This window comes from uncultured Rikenella sp. (assembly GCF_910577125.1).
GTDB lineage: Bacteria > Bacteroidota > Bacteroidia > Bacteroidales > Rikenellaceae > Rikenella.
Genome location: NZ_CAJTMN010000002.1, coordinates 1 through 19,438, shown reverse-complemented (window position 1 = coordinate 19,438; position 19,438 = coordinate 1). Strand labels below are relative to the sequence as shown.

16 protein-coding genes and 1 tRNA gene are annotated in these 19,438 nt (G+C 56.5%); 8 read left to right on the top strand and 9 right to left on the bottom strand.

What is annotated here, in order from left to right:
* Positions 1 to 26 precede the first annotated feature (26 nt).
* The gene (locus QZ292_RS00430; RefSeq protein WP_294596223.1) at positions 27 to 920 is read left to right on the top strand and encodes an RluA family pseudouridine synthase; all 894 of its coding nucleotides are present in this window, start codon (positions 27 to 29) and stop codon (positions 918 to 920) included.
* A gap of 87 nt (positions 921 to 1,007) precedes the next feature.
* Here the strand turns inward: QZ292_RS00430 and QZ292_RS00425 are convergent, their stop codons facing one another.
* The gene (locus tag QZ292_RS00425) at positions 1,008 to 2,135 is read right to left on the bottom strand and encodes a DUF4861 family protein (RefSeq protein WP_294596220.1); all 1,128 of its coding nucleotides are present in this window, start codon (positions 2,133 to 2,135) and stop codon (positions 1,008 to 1,010) included.
* A gap of 255 nt (positions 2,136 to 2,390) precedes the next feature.
* Here QZ292_RS00425 and QZ292_RS00420 point away from each other — a divergent pair, with 255 nt between their 5' ends.
* Genes QZ292_RS00420 through QZ292_RS00410 form a run of 3 tightly spaced genes read left to right on the top strand, consistent with a single transcriptional unit; the run spans position 2,391 to position 6,819 of the window.
* Positions 2,391 to 3,596, top strand: coding sequence for a glycoside hydrolase family 88 protein (locus QZ292_RS00420; RefSeq protein WP_294596367.1), 1,206 nt, complete (start codon positions 2,391 to 2,393; stop codon positions 3,594 to 3,596).
* 13 nt (positions 3,597 to 3,609) lie between these two features.
* Positions 3,610 to 5,556: a heparinase II/III family protein gene (locus QZ292_RS00415; RefSeq protein ID WP_294596217.1), complete on the top strand. Its 1,947-nt coding sequence runs from the start codon at positions 3,610 to 3,612 to the stop codon at positions 5,554 to 5,556.
* 18 nt (positions 5,557 to 5,574) lie between these two features.
* On the top strand, positions 5,575 to 6,819 hold the full coding sequence (locus tag QZ292_RS00410; RefSeq protein WP_294596214.1) for a DUF2264 domain-containing protein: 1,245 nt from the start codon (positions 5,575 to 5,577) through the stop codon (positions 6,817 to 6,819).
* 69 nt (positions 6,820 to 6,888) lie between these two features.
* Here the strand turns inward: QZ292_RS00410 and QZ292_RS00405 are convergent, their stop codons facing one another.
* From QZ292_RS00405 to QZ292_RS00395, 3 genes are read right to left on the bottom strand one after another with little or no spacing between them, the layout of a single operon-like run.
* Positions 6,889 to 7,335: a PepSY-like domain-containing protein gene (locus QZ292_RS00405; protein WP_294596210.1), complete on the bottom strand. Its 447-nt coding sequence runs from the start codon at positions 7,333 to 7,335 to the stop codon at positions 6,889 to 6,891.
* A 51-nt stretch (positions 7,336 to 7,386) separates the two neighbouring features.
* Positions 7,387 to 7,914, bottom strand: a complete 528-nt coding sequence (locus tag QZ292_RS00400) for a hypothetical protein (protein WP_294596207.1) — start codon at positions 7,912 to 7,914, stop codon at positions 7,387 to 7,389.
* On the bottom strand, positions 7,911 to 8,813 hold the full coding sequence (locus QZ292_RS00395; RefSeq protein ID WP_294596204.1) for a helix-turn-helix domain-containing protein: 903 nt from the start codon (positions 8,811 to 8,813) through the stop codon (positions 7,911 to 7,913). Before QZ292_RS00395 ends, QZ292_RS00400 begins: the two co-directional genes overlap by 4 nt.
* 182 nt (positions 8,814 to 8,995) lie before the next feature.
* Between QZ292_RS00395 and QZ292_RS00390 the strand changes: the two genes are divergently transcribed.
* The 3 genes from QZ292_RS00390 to QZ292_RS00380 all read left to right on the top strand — a co-directional run bounded on the left by QZ292_RS00390 (position 8,996) and on the right by QZ292_RS00380 (position 12,276).
* Complete coding sequence (locus QZ292_RS00390) at positions 8,996 to 9,808, top strand: carboxymuconolactone decarboxylase family protein (protein ID WP_363324059.1); 813 nt, start codon at positions 8,996 to 8,998, stop codon at positions 9,806 to 9,808.
* Between the two features lie 42 nt (positions 9,809 to 9,850).
* Positions 9,851 to 10,306: a flavodoxin gene (locus QZ292_RS00385; RefSeq protein ID WP_294596364.1), complete on the top strand. Its 456-nt coding sequence runs from the start codon at positions 9,851 to 9,853 to the stop codon at positions 10,304 to 10,306.
* A 176-nt stretch (positions 10,307 to 10,482) separates the two neighbouring features.
* A complete protein-coding gene (locus tag QZ292_RS00380) occupies positions 10,483 to 12,276 on the top strand; it encodes a DUF262 domain-containing HNH endonuclease family protein (RefSeq protein ID WP_294596198.1) in 1,794 nt (597 codons plus the stop codon).
* A 102-nt stretch (positions 12,277 to 12,378) separates the two neighbouring features.
* Here the strand turns inward: QZ292_RS00380 and htpG are convergent, their stop codons facing one another.
* The 4 genes from htpG to QZ292_RS00360 form a co-directional block, all read right to left on the bottom strand.
* On the bottom strand, positions 12,379 to 14,454 hold the full coding sequence (gene htpG, locus QZ292_RS00375) for a molecular chaperone HtpG (RefSeq protein WP_294596196.1): 2,076 nt from the start codon (positions 14,452 to 14,454) through the stop codon (positions 12,379 to 12,381).
* Positions 14,455 to 14,569: 115 nt separating this feature from the next.
* Complete coding sequence (locus tag QZ292_RS00370; RefSeq protein ID WP_294596193.1) at positions 14,570 to 15,571, bottom strand: adenosine kinase; 1,002 nt, start codon at positions 15,569 to 15,571, stop codon at positions 14,570 to 14,572.
* Between the two features lie 56 nt (positions 15,572 to 15,627).
* The gene (locus QZ292_RS00365; protein WP_294596191.1) at positions 15,628 to 18,111 is read right to left on the bottom strand and encodes an alpha-N-acetylglucosaminidase; all 2,484 of its coding nucleotides are present in this window, start codon (positions 18,109 to 18,111) and stop codon (positions 15,628 to 15,630) included.
* Positions 18,112 to 18,124: 13 nt separating this feature from the next.
* The gene (locus QZ292_RS00360; RefSeq protein WP_294596189.1) at positions 18,125 to 18,727 is read right to left on the bottom strand and encodes a M15 family metallopeptidase; all 603 of its coding nucleotides are present in this window, start codon (positions 18,725 to 18,727) and stop codon (positions 18,125 to 18,127) included.
* A 109-nt stretch (positions 18,728 to 18,836) separates the two neighbouring features.
* Here QZ292_RS00360 and QZ292_RS00355 point away from each other — a divergent pair.
* Positions 18,837 to 18,911: transfer RNA gene (locus QZ292_RS00355), tRNA-Pro, on the top strand.
* A 141-nt stretch (positions 18,912 to 19,052) separates the two neighbouring features.
* On the opposite strand, the gene QZ292_RS00350 is transcribed toward QZ292_RS00355, so the two are convergent.
* A partial coding sequence (locus QZ292_RS00350) for a hypothetical protein (RefSeq protein ID WP_294596187.1) occupies positions 19,053 to 19,438 on the bottom strand: 386 nt, incomplete at its 5' end.

Sequence of the window (19,438 nt, the reverse complement as noted above, 5' to 3'; positions counted from 1 at the left end):
GCCGTGAAATCCCTATTTTTGTCGCCATGAAAGCAAAATCGCAGCAGGCCGCAGGCCGGATACAGATTCCGGTGGAGGAGAACGGGACGTTGTTGTCGTTTCTGTTCGCTTATTTTTCGGAGCGGAGCCGGACGACGGTGAAATCCTATCTGGCTCACCGGCAGGTGGCGGTGAACGGGTGTATCACGACTCAGTTCGACACGCCGCTTGTGCCGGGCGACCGGGTGGAGGTCGATTTCGGGCGGGTGCGCGAGGGGGTGACGCATCCGAAACTGCGGATTGTGTACGAGGACGACGACCTGATCGTGGTCGAGAAGCGGAACGGGCTGCTCTCGGTGGCGACCGACAAGCAGATCATGCAGACGGCCTACAGTATCCTGAGCGAGCATGTGAAACAGGAGGATCCGCGGAACAAGATATTCGTCCTGCACCGTCTGGATCGGGAGACCTCCGGGCTGATGATGTTCGCCAAAAGCGAGGAGGTGAAGACCCGGGTGCAGAGCCGCTGGACGGAGACGGTCGTGGAACGGAAATACTTTGCGGTGGTCGAGGGCAGAGTGGAGCAGGACGAAGGGGTGATCTCGACCTATCTGACCGAGAGCAAGGCGATGAAGGTCTATGTGACGAACCGCGAGGAGGGACGGAAGGCGAATACGGCGTTTCGGGTATTGAAGTACTCGGCGCGGAACGATGTGACGCTGCTGGAACTGGAGTTGGAGACAGGGCGTAAGAATCAGATCCGGGCACACATGGAGTATATCGGCCATCCGATCGTCGGGGATAAGAAGTACGGCTCGCGGCGGGCGCTGATCGGCCGGGTGGCTTTGCATGCCGGTGTGCTGAGCTTTATCCATCCGCGGACGGGGAAACGGCACGACTTCTCGACGCCGGTTCCGAGGAAGTTCTCGGAGCTGTTTTAGCCGGTGCGCGGGCGGATAAACCACCGGGGGCCGAACCTTTTTCATGCAGGTTCGGCCCCCGGTGGTTTGTAGCGGAGTGGTTGGCTTTTACTTGAATGTCACGACCAGCGGATGCTCCGTCTTGGCCGTCTCGTCCAGAATCAGTTGGGCCATCGCTTCCGACGTCGGTGCGTCGCGCTTGCTCCATGCAGCGCCTGCCCGATAGGTGAACGGCTTGCCCTGTGGAATGACGGTGCTCGCCAGAAGGTGTCCTAATCGCGTCTCCACCTTGATTTCGCACGGAAAGATAATGCCGATTCCCGTGTGTCCGTTATCCGGCTCGTTGTCCGTGTTGAGCGGTTCCCAATAGCCGACCTTCCGGATCGGTTTGTCCAGCAGGTCGATGACCCGTCCGCCCGGGCCGCGCAGCACGACTCCCGCCGCTACCCGTAGCGCATCGAAATCGCCGGTATACTCTTCCGTAATCCGGTTGAACGGGGTATGGGCGTCGAGCGAGATCGTCCGCCGCTCGGTGACCGTCAATGTGTCGACCGTAAACGGTGCGTAATCCAGCCGGAATGTCACCCGGATAGGCCCGTTGTCCAGCACTTTGTAACCGGTGAAGTTATTACCCAACCACAATTTCCCGCCTTCGTACGGCGCCATGGCGCCCGCTCCCAGCGTCCGGCCGACTTTGTAGCAGTCGAGTCCCTCGCCCCGGTCGGTGTGGTAGTCGTAACCCGGCCGGTACCACCGGTTGATGATCAGGCTGTCGGTGTGTTTCAGCCAGACGTCGATTCCGTTGCTGATCTCGCCCGTCCGTTCCAAGGCCGGCCCGTACATCCGGTAGGCGATCCGGTCGTTCTCCCAGGCGAAGTCGTCCATCCGTTCCGGCACGAATCGTCCGTATACCTGTGCCGGAAAATCTTCCCGCATGCCGCTTTCCAGCCGGTAGGTCGCCGAACTGCGCGGCCCGACCGTCGCCTGGAAAATCAGCGAGCGCGGTTCCACACCGCCGTAATAGAGCACCTGAGACGGCAGCTGTTCGCCTTTCGGCCCGGTCACGACGATGTCTTCCGGCGTGATGCCCGGCAACCGTTTCTGTACCTCTTTCCAGTCGAGTTCGACCGTTTCGTCGACTCTGGTGATCTTTAGCGGGTTGGTTACTTTGACCCGGACGCCTCCGCACGAGAGGCAGAGCACGAGGGCGCTCAAAAGCGGGAGCAGTTTTTTCATAGGGGGTGTTTGTCTGAAGTTTTTGCGCAATGCAACGGAATCATCCTCACAAATGTAATAAAAAATCGGCTTGAAACATCGGCTCTTTAGCGGGCGAATCGGCCGGTTGTGCTTTTAGGAGCCGGAGCCGGGCGGAAGACGGATTTAAATTTCGTATTTTTGCTCCTCCTGTCCGGAACGCTGTCGTGCGGTGCTGCCGGAGGAGAGAACTGACGACAACCAAACTCTTTCAAAGCAATGATAAAAGTAAATCTCATGCCGACTGCGATCGGTTGGGCTGCCGGGAGCCTTTTGCTGGCCGGCATCTCCCCGGAACCGGCGGTCGGGAAAAACCGGAGTGTCGCACCCGTGATTACTGAAAATGTGGAATTCGCCGCCCGGCAGACCCGCTTGATGGTGGATACGATGGATACGTTCCGCCACATTCCCAGTCCGCGCACGACCGATGAAAACGGCCGGCTGGTGTTCACCACGCTGGACGACTGGACGAGCGGATTTTTTCCCGGAACGCTGTGGTACCTCTACGAACTGACGGGCGACAGCGCATGGCTCCGTCCGGCCGTGCACTATACCGAGGGGATGGAGCGGATCAAATACTATCGGGGGAATCACGATATCGGTTTCATGATCTTCTGCTCGTTCGGCAACGGGCTGCGGCTGACGGGGAAGGAGGCCTATAAGGATGTGATCGTGACGGCGGCTCGGACGCTGAGCGAACGCTATCGCCCCGGAGCGGGTGTCATTCAGTCGTGGCCGCAGTGGAGGGGCTGGGATTGCCCGGTGATTATCGACAACATGATGAACCTGGAGCTGCTGTTCGAGGCGACGCGGATGAGCGGCGACTCGTCGTTCTGGAAGATCGCTGTGTCGCATGCCGACCAGACTCTGAAGTGCCATTACCGGCCGGATATGAGCTGCTACCACGTGGTGGACTACGATTCGAAAACCGGCGAGGTGCGCAGCCGGGTGACGGCGCAGGGCTATGCCGACTCGTCGGCCTGGGCGCGCGGACAGGCGTGGGGGCTGTACGGCTACACGCTGTGCTACCGCTATACGCACGATCCGAAATACCTGAAACAGGCGGAGGATATCGCGAAGTTCATCTTTACGAATAAGAACCTGCCGGAAGATTTGATTCCCTATTGGGATTACGATGTGCCGAACATTGAGCAGGAGCCGCGCGACGCTTCGGCAGCGGCGGTGACGGCTTCGGCGCTTTATGAGCTCTCGACCTATGTGGGGCGCAAGCAGGGTAAAACGTATAAAAAACTGGCCGACCGGATCGTCGAAACGCTCGGTTCGCCGGCTTATCGGGCCGAATTGGGCGAGAATGGCTATTTCGTCCTGATGCACTCGACGGGTAACAAACCGGGGCCGTCGGAGGTGGATGTGCCGCTGGTCTATGCGGACTATTACTTCCTCGAAGCGCTGAAACGGAAACGGGATTTGGAAAACAAATAATCGCCGGACGGAGATGAAACGGACAAATCGGTTGCTGATGGTGCTGCTGACGGCTCTGTTCGGGGCGGCACCCTTTTTTATAGAGGCGGCTCCGGCGGTGAAGGCCAAACTCGATCTTTTGCAGAAAGCCGCTGTGCGGTACGACATCGACTCGCTGTGCCGCGAGGCTTATACCCCTTATCCCGCGTATACCGACCGCACGTTTTGGCAATCGCTGCCCGAAGCCGTGAAGCGGCAGGCGGTGGCGCAGGCGGAGGCCCGGCTAGACTATGTATGGCGCAGTGTAACGGTCACTTCGTACCTCGATTTCGCCCGCCGGGGGATCCGGGTGCCGAACGATCAGCATATCGGCGAACGGTACAATGCCTTGGCCGACCTGATGTTAGGTGAACTGGTCGAAGGTCGGGGACGTTTCGTGGATCAGATCGCCGACGGCGTGTGGTCGCTCTGCGAGCAGAGCACGTGGGTGGCGACGGCGCATATCTACTGGCAGCTCAGCGGAACCGCCGTGCCGGATATCGATCATCGCACGATCGACCTCAGCGGCGGGATGACCGCCAACACGCTGGCCTGGGCCTACTATTTCTTCAAAGAGGAGCTGGGCAAATTGTCGCCGACGATTCCGCAGCGGCTGCGGGCCGAATTGAACCGCCATACGCTGGATGTCTATCTCGACCGCAACGACATGTTCTGGCTCGGTTTCCGCGAGGGGGCGCAGGTCAACAACTGGAACCCGTGGTGCAACTTCAACGTGCTGACCGCCGCGCTGCTCGTCGAGGAGGATCCGGAGCGACGGGCGGCCATCGTGCGGAAGACGATGCGGTCGGTCGATCAGTTCAAGCCCGACGGCGGGTGCGAGGAGGGGCCTTCCTATTGGGGGCATGCGGCGGGGATGCTGAATAACTATCTCGAAGTGCTGAAAGGCTATTCGCACGGGCGGATCGACCTCTTCGGCGAGCAGCGGATCAAAAACATCGGCCTCTACATCGCCAATGCCCATATCGACAGCCTCTATTTCGTCAACTTTGCCGATGCCGAGGCCAAGGCTTCGCCGGGGGCGTCGACTGTCTTCCGTTACGGGCGGAACATCGGCGACAGTACGATGTTCCGCTTCGGCTCCTATCTGGGGGCATTGACCGGTTTCTCGGAAAATCCGCTCAGCGGGACGATGGACAATCGGCTCAAGACCGCATTCGTTTATGACGATATGCAACGGACGCGACCGGCGGCGCCGCTCTACCGGTCGGTGTGGATGGACGGCATCGAGGTGGCGGTGGCGCGAACCGAAGGCGGGAGTGCCGAGGGGTTGACGCTGGCGGCCAAGGGGGGATACAATGCCGAGAGCCACAACCACAACGACGTGGGGAGCTTTATCCTCTATGTGGACGGGCAGCCGATGATGGTGGATGCCGGTGTCGGGACTTATACCGCCGCGACCTTCGACCACCGGCGCTATACGATCTGGACAATGCAGTCCGAGTACCACAACCTGCCGGTTGTCAACGGTTTCGGACAGAAGGAGGGTGGAAAATACCGTTCGCGGAGTGTGAAACATACGGATAACGGGCGGGGGATGTCGTTCTCGCTGGATATAGCGGGAGCTTATCCGGCGGAGGCGGCGTGCCGCAGCTGGGTGCGCGACTATCGTTTCGACCGGCAGAAAAATAGAGTGACGCTGACCGATACGTACGATTTGTCGGAGGTGAAGGGGCCGGTGGAGTTGAATTTTCTGACCTGTGGGACGGCGACGTCGGGTCGTGGGGGAGTCGAAATCAAGAGCGGGGGTAAGATTTTGCGAATGATATTCGACCTGTCGAAATATGACCTGACGACCGAGGCGGTGGAGCTGACTGACCCGCGGTTGTCGAAGATTTGGGGCGAACGACTGACGCTCGTCAAGTTGAAAGTCAAGAATCCGAAGCGGAAAGATACCTTGCAGGTGACTTTTTTACAGCAATAATTTGTGAACATGAAATCGATGAAACGTTTATTGGCGGTCGCGCTGGTTGCGGTATGTATTCTGCCGGACAGCTTTGCCGCCCGGAAAAAACAGGCTGAACAGCCGAAATCGGATCGCGAAGTGTGGGCCGAGACGGCCTATAAAATCGCTTATCCGGTGTTGTCGAATCTGGCGGCGGGGACGCTGCATGCGAATATGCCGGTCGAACAGCGCGGGCCGTCGCATCCGGAGTACGGAGCGTACGGCGACCGGACGAAGTATGCCTATCTGGAGGCGTTGGGGCGGACGATTTGCGGGATTGCGCCGTGGCTGGAACTACCTGTGGATACGACGACCCGTGACGGGCGTATGCGCAAGGAGCTGCTCGATCTTTCGATCCGGGGATTGCGGAATGCGATGGATACCGCTTCGGCGGACTATATCAGTTTTGCGGTGGGATATCAGGCGTTGGTCGATGCGGCTCATCTGGCGCAGGGGCTGATGCGCGCGCCGAAAAATCTGTGGGGCGGTTTGGATCAGGCGACCCGGGAACGCATTATCTACGAGATGAAACAGACGCGGAAGGTGCGGCCGAATGTCAGCAATTGGCTGATGTTCACGGCGCAGATCGAAGCTTTTTTGCGTTCGGTGGGCGAGGAGTACGACCAGGTGCGGGTAGACTATCCGGTGCGGCAGATGAATGCCTGGTATAAGGGAGACGGGGTCTACGGCGACGGCGAACCGTTCCACTGGGACTACTACAACAGTTTCGTGATTCAGCCGATGTTGATCGATGTGCTGGGAGTGATGGGCGACGGATTTCCGGGCTTGCGCGAACGGGTGTTGAAGCGGGCGGCGCGCTATGCCGAGGTCACGGAGCGGATGATTTCGCCCGAGGGGACGATTCCGCCGCTGGGGCGGTCGTTGCAGTACCGGACGGCGGCGTTGCAGGTACTTTCGCAAATGGCTTTGCAGGATCGGTTGCCGAAGAGTCTCGCCAAAGGACAGGTGCGGGCGGCGATGACGGCGGTGATCCGGCGCTTTTTCGAACAGCCCGGGACTTTCGATGACGAGGGGTGGCTGCGAATCGGCTTCTGCGGCGCGCAACCGGAGATCGGAGAGGCGTACACCTGTACGGGGAGCCTCTATCTCTGCCTGACCGGCTTTTTGGCGTTGGGCTTGCCGGAGGACGATCCGTTCTGGACGGCGCCGGGCGAGCCTTGGACGTCGCAACGGGCCTGGAGCGGCGAGTCGTTTCCGCAGGATCACTCGATCGGGGAGTGAAAAACGACGCGGGCACTTTTCCGTCAGGAAGGTGCCCGCGCTGCGTTCGGGTGTTTGGCCGGTGTCCAGTTATCGTTCTTCCCGAACGAAAACGCCTTCGGTGGTGTAATACAGTTCCATCCCGTTGCCGATTCCGATTTCATATCCGCCCGGCTCTTTTTCGATTTCGTGTATCCGGGCTTCCGGGTAACGTCCGGCCAGATCGCTGAGAATGGCCGGCGGAACAATCCCGTCCGGAACGATGCCGAACGGACGGTCGACGTGCTGCCACTCGCCGGCGGCGTCGAAGTCGATCTCCGTGCCGTCGGACAGACGGACTTCGTAGGAGATGATGCCGTTGTCCTTCTCTTGCCGGGTCCGGTTCACGGTCTGATCCGGGAAGTGGGTCCCGATGAACTGGCGGGCTGTCTGAGGCAGTTTGTCGAAAGCGATCGTTTTTTCGTCGTCGCAGCTTTGCAGTCCGGTCAGGGCTCCGAACAGGAGCAGGCAGAGGGTCAGGAAAGATCTTTTTTTCATGACGATATCGATTGGTTTACAGTAAGCGTAGCAAATATCGGGCCACTCTGTCTATTCGTTCGATACCATCTGCAGATAACGGTCGATCGCCTCTTCCTGTGTCAGATCCACGCAATAAAGTCGCTCCCAGTCGGCCAGCAGGACGGGAGCGAGCGCACCCAAAGTCTTCAGTATGCGCTCCAGAAGCCGTTGATCCGACTTTCCGCGCGTCCAGAAAGGCTTCAGCCACAGATCTTTGATGAGGCCCACTGGGTCGGCCTGCCAGAATAAGGCGATTTGTTTGGTTCCCCGGGCCTGCATTTCTATGCCGGGGAAGTAATAGCTGTGGGAGATGATCTGATCGAACGGCGGTAAGAAAGCCAACGCATCGGCGATCCGCTCTTGCGTCAATCCGAGTGAACTCAGCGGCTGCATCTTCGAGTGGTCGATCACGTACACGTCGGTAAAACCGTACGGGGTGCGGTGTTCTTCGTCGAAGCCGCAGATCTGCTTCGTCTGCTCCAGACACTGCTTTTGCGCAGTTAACGATAAAATTTCGCACCGGCCGAAATCATCTTCATAAAAATGGATGGTTCTCATGCTTGGTCGAATGTTCGGAATTCGTTGGGGGTCATGCCGGTCAGCCGCTTGAACATCCGGCTCAGGTGTTGCGGATATTGGAATCCGAGTTCATAGGCGATCTGGCTCATGGTCTTGCCGGACGAGAGCAGCAGCTCTTTGACCTGATCGACCAGCCGGCTCTGGATGTGTTCCGAAGCGGTTTTTCCGGTCAGTTTCCGGATCAGGTCGCCGAAGTAGTTGGGCGACAGGCAGACTTTGTCGGCAAAATATTTGACCGAAGGGAGACCTTCGTTTTGCGGCGCGTCGGTGTCGAAATATTTGTCCAGCAGCTGCTCGAAACGGGTGATGACGTCGTTGTTCACCTCGCCGCGTGTCATGAACTGCCGGTCGTAGAAACGCATGCAGTAATCGAGCAGCAGACCGATGTTGGAGGTGATGAGCCGCCGGCTGTGCTTGTCGATCGCGTGGTCGAGCTCGCGGTCGATTTTCTGCATCGTGTCGAGAATCGTCTGCCGCTCCTCTTCCGAGAGGTGCAGCGCTTCGTTGGTCTCGTATGAGAAGAAGGAGTATCGTTTGATCTCCTGTCCGAGCGGGGTGCCGCGGATCAGGTCGGGGTGGAAGAGCACTCCGTAGGCCGAGGGCCGGACATTCGGCTGGCGGGTCACTTCGGCGACCTGGCCCGGAGCGAAACAGACGATCGTACCGTCCTGATAGTCGTAGGTTCTCCGTCCGTACTGGATGTTGCCGCATTTCACCTGCTTCAGAAAGAGGGCGTACAGGCCGTAACTGAACCGGATGTGGCCGGGCCACTGCGTGGCTTTCGAGAGATCGACCACCGAAACCAGCGGATGGCGGGTCTTCAGACCGAAACACTTGTTGTAGGCATCTATCGTGTCGATTTTCGTCGTCTCTTTCATGGCTGTCCGGAGTAAGTTTTTCCAAAATTAGCACTATTTCGGGTTCGCGGCAACGGCTGGACGACTGAAACCGGAATCGGGGTAAAAGGAACCGGATTTCGGATATGGTGGCGGGGAAAAGAATGAGGTACTTTTGCTCTCGGTAAAAACTCGAATCGGTGATGAATAAAAAGCAAATACTGATGGCGCTTGTCGTATGCGCCGCACATATTTCAATCGTTATGGCACAGGAAAAGATTGTACAGACGGCCGGGCGCACGCAGCTCGGCGAGTTCGCTCCCAAGTTTGCGGAGCTCAACGACGATGTCCTCTTCGGCGAGGTGTGGAGCCGTACCGACAGGCTCGGTCTTCGCGACCGCAGTCTGGTGACGATCACCTCGCTGATCAGTCAGGGCATCACCGACAGCTCGCTGGGCTTCCACCTTCAGGAGGCGAAAAAGAACGGTATTACCCGTACCGAGATCGCTGAAATCATTACGCATATCGGCTTCTATGCCGGATGGCCCAAGGCATGGGCGGCCTTCCGTCTGGCCAAAGAGGTCTGGGCCGAAGACACAACCGGCGAAGATGCCAAGGCGGCCTTCCAGCGCCAGATGATCTTCCCCATCGGCGAACCGAACACGGCTTATGCGAAGTATTTCACGGGTAATAGCTATCTCGCCCGCATCTCGTCGGAACAGGTTCCCATTGCCAACGTGACCTTCGAGCCTCGCTGCCGCAACAACTGGCATATCCACCGGGCGACGAAGGGCGGTGGACAGATGCTGATCGGTGTAGCCGGTCGCGGCTGGTATCAGGAGGAGGGGAAACCGACTGTAGAAATTCTTCCCGGCACGGTGATCCATATTCCGGCGAATGTGAAGCACTGGCACGGTGCGGCGGCCGACAGCTGGTTCGCGCACCTGGCGTTTGAGATCCCGGGTGAAAACGCCTCCAACGAGTGGCTCGAACCGGTAACCGATGCGGAGTATGATCGACTCGAACAAACGAAATAGAAGATGAAACGAATTGTTTGGACTTTAATCAGCTTTTTTGTTATGACTGTTGTGGGACAAAATGCGACGGGAAAGACGCTTGTGGTCTATTTTTCGGCTACCGGAACGACGGCTCGCGCGGCGCAGCGGATCGCCCGGGAAACGAAGGCCGATCTGTATGAGATTCGGCCGGTGAAGGCTTATACGGCGGCCGATCTGGATTGGCGGAATGCCCGGTCGCGCAGCTCGGTGGAGATGAACGATCCGAAATCGAGGCCGGCTATCGCGCTTCCTGCGGCTCAGGTCGCCGAGTATGAGGTGATCTATCTCGGCTATCCGATCTGGTGGGATATGGCGCCGCGGGCGGTTCAGACGTTTATCGAGAGCCACGATCTGAAGGGAAAAAAGATCATTCCGTTCGCCACGTCGGGGAGCAGCGGCATCGCCAACAGTGTTTCGGCGTTGCGGAAGACGTATCCCGATTTGAATTGGCAGGCGGGCCGGCTGATGAATCGCTGAGCGAATGATCGCGAATCAGGTGCCAGGGGGAGGGAGGATATTCTGCGGAATATCCTCCCTCTCTTGTCGATTGGTAACAAGTAAAGAATGGCTTATACGAAAATAAAAGCGAGTGGAAAAACAATAGAATTGCAATTTATTTTGTAGATTTGAGTCACTGACAAGTGTAAATTTATATGGCAACCACCTCTATCCAGGTTAATAAGCAAAGCGTGAAGGATTTGCTTCGCAGTGCTCGCGATCATAGTTTTCTCATTCCTGAATACCAACGGCCCTATGCTTGGAGCGATGATGAAATCGATACCTTATACAGCGATATATGGGAATTTTCGGTCTCGACGAATAGAGATACGAAAGCGACTTATTTTTTAGGAAGCATCGTCTCTTATGAAAATGAGCAAGGAGAGTGGGAGGTTATCGACGGACAACAACGTATCACCTCCTTGTTTTTGTTGTTGCGTGCGATTTATGCCCATCTGCAGGCGACGCCGAAAAAAGGGGACGAAGAAAATCATTTTATCGGAGAAATCGAAAAAACGATTTGGGTGACCAATCGTCTGACCAGCAAAGTGGATTATTCCCGGATATTGCTGCATTCGGATGTCATCAGTGATAAGGGAAACGAGATATTGCGTAATATCCTTATAACGGGGCGTACGGCTGACGGGGCCAACGATAATTATTCGCGGAATTACAATAAATTTAAAGAACTGTTTCGCATCTCGAATATGCAATCGGGCATGCAGATCTATAATTTTGTGGATGTGCTGCTCAATCAGGCCATTTTTCTTCCTATTACTGCAGACACTCAAGATACGGCTCTGACGATTTTTTCCACGCTCAATAATCGCGGTCTTCCTCTTTCGGATGCCGATATTTTCAAAGCCAAGATATATAATCACCTGAGCGATGAACTCAAAGCCGAGTTTATCGATTCCTGGCGGTTTCTTGAGGAGCAATCGGATCAGGTGGGGCTGACGATTCAAAATTTGTTTTATTACCACATGTTCTATCTCCGGGCATTGGACGGGGATATCGATACGACGACTCCGGGTGTCAGGAAATATTTTCTGGAGAAACAGGCCGCTCGATTATATATCCCCCATCTGCTGGATGATCTGAAAACCATACTCAATATTTTTAGAGTTCTTACCTTGCACTCCGAAATCGAAGGTGAACCTTGGAGTCTGAACCGGGAAATTCGGCAAACACTCGATATTCTTTCAGCTTATAACAACGAATTCTGGAAATATCCGACGATTATCTATTATCTCAGATATCGGAACGACAAAGATTTCGAACAGAACTTTCTCCGTTTCTTGCGGCGTCATGCTATGGTGCTGATCTCAAAATTCCTTGAAGTTCCGTCGATTAATAGCGTCAAGGGAGATATTATTAAATTGAATGTTGCCATAATTAACAATCCCAGACCGGAATTCAATGCGATTTGTGCCGACCTCGATACGCTCAAAGAACGTGTAATCATGCCACACCGTAGTGTGATCCGGATGTTGCTGAAAACTTTGGCATACAGGACACAGAACGGACTGCTCCCCGACAAATGGGAGATCGAGCATATCTTTCCTCAGAAATGGGATACGTCACGCTATCCTGATCGGCCAAAAGAAGAGGTCGATGAACTGATTGAACATATCGGGAATAAGTTACCTCTGGAAAAACCGTTAAACATCGGGGCCAGCAACGGGTATTATGCTAAAAAAATCGAAAAATATGCAGAATCCAAAATCGCTATGGCGCGTGAACTAACCGGCCGGACGGATTGGCAACTGGATGATATTTCGAAGCGAGATGAAGCTCTCTTTAAACAATTGAAAGTCGTTTTATCGAAATGGTACACCGATTATGAGCGGTTTAAACGCGACGAGGAGTCAAATCCTACGGAGACTCTGGACTTGAATAAATTATCGAAAGAGGAGTTGATCGAGCTGCTTCAACAACGAGGTTCTTAAGATAAAAATTCATAAACACACCAGAGGGGCGTCCATATGGACGCCCCTCTGGTGGCAATAAGAGACCCAAATTGAGGTTTCGGTGTGTTCGGTTTATAACCTTTATTCGGCTTTTTCCGCCGACTTACCGACCACTTCCACGCTCCGGCGAATGAATTTCGTCAATGCCTCGCCCTTCAGCATCCCGTTGGCCAGCAGGGCCAGATCGACCAACTGTCCCACGATCACATTCTCAGCCCCGGTCTTGCGCAACAGTTCGCGCCGCTGGCCCGCGATTTCGTCGATTTTCGATTGGATCGAAGCCCGCTTGTCTTTCTCTTCCTGCGAAATCTCCTCCTCTTTCTTGTCCTTGAGCAGCGCATCCAGTGCACTCTTTTCGTCTTCCGCCGCCTTGAGGTTCTTGTCCAGCGGCGCCAAAGCTTCGCCTGCCGCGTTCTGCGTCTCTCCCAACACCTCGATCACTAACGGATGGTTGCCGTTCACCACGACATTGTAGCTGTCCGGCAGTTCGCCGTAGAAACTGTACATCCCGCCGCCGATTTTCGACATATCTTTCATCCGGCGCATGAACTCGCCCTGGGTGATCACGATCGGTGCGGCGGCCGGATCCATCGCCTCGAACTGGACGTGGAAGTGGCTCTTGTCGTCCGCCGGCAGCTGCGATTCGAACACCGGAGCCAACAGCTCCTGTTGCGCCGTCGTCAGCGCCATCGCCAACTGTTCCTTCTTCTCGATCAGCTTTTCGACCGTGTCGGCATCGACGCGCGTAAACCGCCAGTCGCTGTGCTTGTTTTCGAGGAACCCGATGAAGTGCGCCTCCAGCGGGCTGTCCATCACCAATACATCGTATCCCTTGTTTCGTGCCGCCTCGATAAAGCTGTGCTGGGCCACCGGATCGTTGCTGTACAGGTGGACGATCTTGCCGTTTTTGTCCGTCTGACTGCCTTTGATCACCTCCGCATATTCGTCGAGGGTGAAATATTTCCCCTCCGTATTTTTCAGCAGGGTAAATTCCCCGGCCCGTTCGCCGAACTTCTCTTCGCTGACGATCCCGTACTGGATGAAGAGTTTCAGGTCATCCCACTTCGCCTCGTAGTCCTGCCGGCCGTTTTTGAAGAGGTCGGCCAGCCGATCCGCCACCTTCTTGGTGATGTAGCCCGAAATCTTCTTCACGTTGCTGTCGCTCTGGAGGTAGCTCCGCGACACGTTCAGCGGAATGTCCGGCGAGTCGATCACCCCGTGCAGCAAGGTCAGGAAGTCCGGTACGATTCCCTCCACCGAATCGGTCACATAGACCTGGTTCGAGTAGAGCTGGATCTTGTTTTTCTGCACCTCGAAGTTGTTTTTAATCTTCGGGAAGTAGAGAATCCCCGTCAGGTTGAACGGGTAATCGACATTCAGATGGATGTGGAACAACGGATCCTCCGCCATCGGATAGAGCCGGCGATAGAATTCGTCGTACTGTTCCGCCGTAATCTCCGTCGGCTTCTGCATCCACAACGGATGGGTGTCGTTGATGATGTTGTCGCGGTCGGTATCGACCTGTTTGCCGTCTTTCCACTCCTGCACCTTGCCGAATGCAATCGGCACCGGCAGGAACGAGCAATATTTCTTCAATAAAGCCTCGATCCGTGCCCGTTCGGCAAACTCCGCGCTGTCGTCGGCCAGATAGAGCACGATTTCGGTTCCCCGCTCCGCCTTTTCGGCCGGTTCGAGCGTATAGTTCGGCGTGCCGTCGCACGTCCACTTCACCGCCTGCGCCCCCTCTTTGTATGATTTGGTGATGACCTCGACCTTCGACGCCACCATAAAAGCCGAATAGAAGCCCAGACCGAAGTGGCCGATAATGCCCGTCTGGTTTTCATACTTCTTCATGAACTCCTCGGCCCCGGAGAAAGCGATCTGGTTGATGTATTTGTCGACCTCCTCTTCGGTCATCCCGATCCCGTGATCCGAGACGGTCAGTTTTTTGCCTTTTTCGTCCAGCTCTACGCGAATGGTCAGGTCGCCCAACTCGCCGTTGAATTCGCCCATCGAGCTCAGTGCCTTGAGCTTGGTCGTCGCATCGACAGCGTTGGAGATCAGCTCGCGCAGGAAAATCTCGTGGTCGGAGTAGAGGAATTTCTTAATAATCGGAAAAATGTTCTCGGTCGTTACGCCGATTTTACCTTGTTGCATATCTCGATAGAGTTTTTGATTGCTGATGGGTTAAAACATAACTTTTCGATTCCGTACAACTCCTGTGCCAACCTCCGGGACGGCAGATTTTGCGGACAAAATGTCAGTCGGGGTGTCAGCCCACGACACGTTCGCCGGCTTCGATCCGCCGCACCCACGGCCGAATCTCGTCCCAGGTCGCCGCAGGCAGATCGGCACCGACGACTTCGATGCTCTTGCTGGAGACTACGGCTCCCAGCTCGCCGCACTGCCGGAGCGAAAGGCCGCGTGTCCAGCCGTACAGAAATGCGGCGGCATACAGGTCGCCTGCTCCGGTCTTGTCCACCGGACGGGCTTCGATAATCCCGATCCGATGGCGTTCCGCACCTCGGGCGATCCACGATCCTTCGGGCCCCACTTTGACCACGACCGTCCCGCATCGTCCGGCCAGCTGTTCGAGCGCCCGTTCAGGCCGGTCGGTGTCGGTCAATGCGGCCGCCTCGTCTTCGTTGGCAAACAACAGATCGACATACCGGTCGATCAGCCGGTCGGCAAACGCCCGGAACTCGCGAATCACGGTAAAGCTGGCGGCATCCAGCGCCACCAGCAGCCCTGCTTCGCGCGCGGCCCGCATGGCCGGCTCGATCACGTCGGGACAGTTGAGCAGATAGCCTTCGACGAAAAAGACCTCCCGTCCCTGTAAATATCGACTTGTCAGGTGGCGCGTGTCGACCTCCAGCGCCGCCCCCAGATAGGTCAGCATGGTGCGTTCGCCGTCGGGCAGAATCAACGAGATGCATTTCCCGGATGGGGTTGTGTCGGATATCCCGACGAGCGATTCGACGCCTTTCTCTCGTTGGCACCGGCGGAAGGCTTCACCTGTCGCGTCAGGGCCGACATGACCGATAAAGGCTGTTTTCGCGCCCAATATCGCTGCTCCGGCCACCATGTTGGCGGCCGAACCGCCTGCCGCCAGCTTGTGCGGCAAAGGGGCGATTCGCTCCATCAAGCGATGATGCTGTTCGTTGTCGATCAGATACATGCCGCCCCGTTCGATGCCGAGGTCATGCAGAATCGTGTCGTCGGGAATCTGCACCAGAATGTCGGTCAGTGCATTCCCCATTCCTATAATTGCCATGTCAGTGTAGTGGTTCTTTTTGTAAATCGGCCGCAAAGGTACGATTTATCAGGCGTTTATTCATCCAAAACCAGTGTCGCCAAGCCTGCTCCGTTGCTGCGAAGGATGATTTTTACGCGGCAGATGTTGTTGCCGGTGGCATGGGAGGGGACGGTGAAACGGAACGTATTCTCGCCATCGGCACGGATCGGGCCGATGGTCTGTCCGTCGAGTTCGAGGGTCAGTTGGACGGCCGTGAGCGTCGTCTCGTGCGAGAGGGGTTGCAGCAGGATGCCGGTGAGGCGTTTCAGATAGGTGGCGGGCAGGTTCCAGACGAAGGTGCGATTGTCCGTTCCGCTCACCTCATCGGCCGCCCAGGTGCCGATCGTGTGTCCGTCGGTGGTTTGTGCGGTGATCTGTCGGGTCTCGGCGATCAGCTGGCAGGCTGCTGCCACGGGGTTGTCGTAGGGTTCGACGGCCGAAAGCCCGCGTTGGTTCTCTACCCAGTCGCGTTCCCAGGCGGCGAAGTCGAACGGCTCGCTGCTGCGACGGCTGGCAAAGTAGTGTTGCCATCGGGGCAGGTAGTAGTCGCGAATCAGACCGGACCAGATGCGGGCGGAGTAGTCGTCGATGGGCGGGCCCCAGATGGTGACGATGCGGCGGGCGTTTTTTTCGTAGTAATGACGGAGCGAATCGGTGGTGCCGTATGCCTTGGCAAAGTCGAGCCACCGTTCGAGTCGCAGGGTCGGATGGGATTTCAGCAGACGGTCCATGCCGAGCATGATGTGGGTGAACTGTTTTTCGAGCCGATCGGCTTCTTCCGTGTTGTGGAGTATGTAGGCATGGTCGATGGCCTGGATCAGCAGCTCGGCTTTGCCGCCGAGGTAGATGGTTGCGTATTCGATCAGGTCAATGCGGTACAGGGGGCTCTCCTGCAGTTCGTCGGCTGCGGCAAACTGTTCGATGGCGCGGAAGAAGGCCGGCGAAGCGTTGATGCTCCCCTTGCTGACGCTGCCGGGGCGGAATTGCCAGTTGTAGCGCGGGTGGTCGGTGAAGGTGTTGTAGACGGAGGCCAGCAGATTGTTCCATGCCGAATCCACGAGGGCGGGGCAGCTGCCGTACCGGTTGGCGGAGTAGTCGTGGAGCCACTGGCGGATATCGATGCTGTCGCTGCGCCAGGAGGCGTCGGCGACGAGTTCGTAGATCACTTCGTTGTTCTCGATGCCTTCGGGAGCCATGCCGATAGCCGTGAGCCGGCCGCGGTTGGGCGATTGCAGGGCTGCCAGGTGGCCGTTGGCGTAGAAGTCGAGCACGCCGGTCAGGCCGGTTTTTCCGCCCATGTTCGGAATGATGCTATAGACCCACGGTTTGTCGATGAAACCTTTGTAGAACTCCCAGTTGGGGGTGCTGTGCCAGAAGTGTATGTTGTAGTCGACGGCCAGGTCGAGCAGCAGCATCTTGTCGTTGGGTATCTTCGACAGCAGGGCGGCGAGGGTCTCGTAGTCCCAGATGTCGCGCTGGTAGCCGAACATCCATCCCTGCATGACCCATACGGCATTGGGATTGCCGGCCTTGATGGCCTGATATACCTTGTCGCCGTAGGAGGCGAGCAGGGTGTGGCGTTCCGGGGTGCCCTTGGGCGGGAAGGGGATCTCCATCTCGTTGAAGCTGTCGGCGATGTAGTATTCGCAGGGGCCGAACTCGGCTTCCCACTCTTCGATGAACATCTGTCCGATGCGGCTGAAAAGCTCCTGCTCGGGGTCGAGCATCCAGTTGCGAAAGGCGCCGCCCCAGTGGGTTTCGGTCAGTTTGGCGTCGGGGTAGTGCTGCAGGATGGACTCGGGGACGAATCCGGCGAAGGCGGGGCAGATCGGTTTCATGCCGAGGGTACGCATCCGATCGAGGATTTTGTGCTGCAGTTCGACCTGCGTGGTGTGCCACGATTCGGGCAGCGGAGTGTCGAGGCCGCTGATGTTGCCCATGCGCATCCAGGGCAGGTGGGCGGGGCCTACGAAATAGGCGTTGATTTCGTCATCGGTCAGACCGAGCTTTTTCCACACACGGGCCGAGATGGCTTCGTTGGCCACCAGTGCCAGCGGCATGTCGATCCCGTGCAGGGCCATCCAGTCGATCTCCTGTTCCCAGCGCTCCCAGTCCCAGTAGGGCATGGTGTAACCGTAGGTGACGGCATTGAAATAGTAGTGGTGTTCGACGGGCGATACGACACGTCGCGCGGGCTGGTCGGTCAGCTGTTCGGGCATCTCGTTTCGCTGGCCGCTCCAACTGCGAATGCCGGCACCCTGTGATTTGACGAGATCGTAGTAGCCGCGGCACAACGCTACGCCGCTGCTGCCTTTAATTTCGGCCCGGCCGTTGCGGATAATGATTTCGTACTGGTCCTTGCCGTCGCATTTCTCGATAAGTTCCAGTTTGACGTCGGTTTTACCGTCGTTGAAGCGTTCGATGACGGCTGAGGCTTCCCGAATGGCCGGATCCTGACAGCCGTGCACGGTGACCGCAGTGACAAGCGTCAGGGTTAGCTTGAGCAGAGGATGTTTCATTGTGTCTGTTGAGTTACGGTTTTTCGAAGTGCATGCGGTCTTTTACGGAGGCCCATCGTCCTCCCCACTGCCATCCGAAACGACGGAAGAGCCGCACGACCGCAGATGTATCGCTCAGCGTCCCCGGCTTCTGTAAATCATACCGCGCCCCGGCGGGAATCGTTCGCCCGCTGCGCAGCAGGGCCGGATTCTGATACGGATTGATGTCGATCGCCCGTCCGTAGGAGTGGGCGGAGAGTTGCCGGGTATTGAACGTGGTTTTGGGCCGGTAATGGAACCCGTATGTATTATTCAGGGTGTCCATCGAGGTGCCGTTATTGGGTCGGTCGAATCGGACAGGAATCACGCTGCCGACGGGAAAACCGGACTCTTTGATGAAGCGGAAAACTTGTCGGACTTCATCGGTAAGTTCCCGGTGGACGACGATTTGTCCGCGATGCAACCGCCGGTCGAAAGAGTAGTATTCCACATCTACCAAGGCGAGAGTCTGCCGAATGCTGTCCGGTGCGGTCGTTCCGGCCAACGCCTCTTCGAGGGTTTGTCGCGAGTCGACGACCACGCTGTCGGCCGGTTCGGCTCCGAAGCTCGCCAAGGCCAGCAGTGCAGCTATAAACATGGCTCTGAGATTGCGAATTTTCGGTTAAAGATAGAGCTTTTTCACGGTGCGAGTGATTTTAATTTTTGAGAATCGCGAAAATGGTGTATTTTTGTGCTCGGTTAATGAGCGGGGTGTAGCTCAGCCCGGTTAGAGTACTCGTCTGGGGGGCGAGTGGTCGCAAGTTCGAATCTTGTCACCCCGACACCGACAGAAAGCCTTGAGAACCATCAAATTGGTTCTCAAGGCTTTCTTCTTATTAGTCTGAGGGGGGATGAGAGGAACTCTCGAATGATTGTAGGGCTTCGGTCAAAGCGTTCTCTCGGTCGACCACTGTTCAAACAGGTCAAAAGCCTTGCAAAGTGTGTCGGTGAAAAAGTGTATTTGGAAAATAAGCGATCAAATAAAGTGTCTTAGATTTTGTTTGTATGTAATTAATTTGTATCTTTATACTTAGAGAAAGCTCTGCGTTTGCTGCTGTTCCCGCAATTGGTGCGGGGTGACGGGACAGAAACGCAAGGGCTTTTTCTTTGTTTATATATGTCGCCAGTCCTTGTTCGATCCAGTTTAATACGGAATCGTCCGCTTTGCCGAATACGGATGATACGACATTGAAATCGATGTCAGCATCTTTCCCGAGATCTATGGTAACGAGGAAATTCCCATTCTCTGTTTTCAGTTCAGTCAGTATGGATCGGTTTCCTTTCCGGTCTTTGTTTCGGAACACCGCGA

Excerpts from the sequence above, each read along its gene's own strand:
- QZ292_RS00430 (WP_294596223.1), top strand. The coding sequence starts at position 27 with ATGAAAGCAAAATCGCAGCAGGCCGCAGGCCGGATACAGATTCCGGTG.
- QZ292_RS00415 (WP_294596217.1), top strand. The coding sequence starts at position 3,610 with ATGAAACGGACAAATCGGTTGCTGATGGTGCTGCTGACGGCTCTGTTC.
- QZ292_RS00420 (WP_294596367.1), top strand. The coding sequence starts at position 2,391 with ATGCCGACTGCGATCGGTTGGGCTGCCGGGAGCCTTTTGCTGGCCGGC.
- QZ292_RS00385 (WP_294596364.1), top strand. The coding sequence starts at position 9,851 with ATGACTGTTGTGGGACAAAATGCGACGGGAAAGACGCTTGTGGTCTAT.
- QZ292_RS00410 (WP_294596214.1), top strand. The coding sequence starts at position 5,575 with ATGAAACGTTTATTGGCGGTCGCGCTGGTTGCGGTATGTATTCTGCCG.
- QZ292_RS00425 (WP_294596220.1), bottom strand. The coding sequence starts at position 2,135 with ATGAAAAAACTGCTCCCGCTTTTGAGCGCCCTCGTGCTCTGCCTCTCG.
- QZ292_RS00365 (WP_294596191.1), bottom strand. The coding sequence starts at position 18,111 with ATGAAACATCCTCTGCTCAAGCTAACCCTGACGCTTGTCACTGCGGTC.
- QZ292_RS00380 (WP_294596198.1), top strand. The coding sequence starts at position 10,483 with ATGGCAACCACCTCTATCCAGGTTAATAAGCAAAGCGTGAAGGATTTG.
- QZ292_RS00390 (WP_363324059.1), top strand. The coding sequence starts at position 8,996 with ATGGCGCTTGTCGTATGCGCCGCACATATTTCAATCGTTATGGCACAG.
- QZ292_RS00395 (WP_294596204.1), bottom strand. The coding sequence starts at position 8,813 with ATGAAAGAGACGACGAAAATCGACACGATAGATGCCTACAACAAGTGT.
- QZ292_RS00360 (WP_294596189.1), bottom strand. The coding sequence starts at position 18,727 with ATGTTTATAGCTGCACTGCTGGCCTTGGCGAGCTTCGGAGCCGAACCG.
- QZ292_RS00370 (WP_294596193.1), bottom strand. The coding sequence starts at position 15,571 with ATGGCAATTATAGGAATGGGGAATGCACTGACCGACATTCTGGTGCAG.
- QZ292_RS00400 (WP_294596207.1), bottom strand. The coding sequence starts at position 7,914 with ATGAGAACCATCCATTTTTATGAAGATGATTTCGGCCGGTGCGAAATT.
- QZ292_RS00405 (WP_294596210.1), bottom strand. The coding sequence starts at position 7,335 with ATGAAAAAAAGATCTTTCCTGACCCTCTGCCTGCTCCTGTTCGGAGCC.
- htpG (WP_294596196.1), bottom strand. The coding sequence starts at position 14,454 with ATGCAACAAGGTAAAATCGGCGTAACGACCGAGAACATTTTTCCGATT.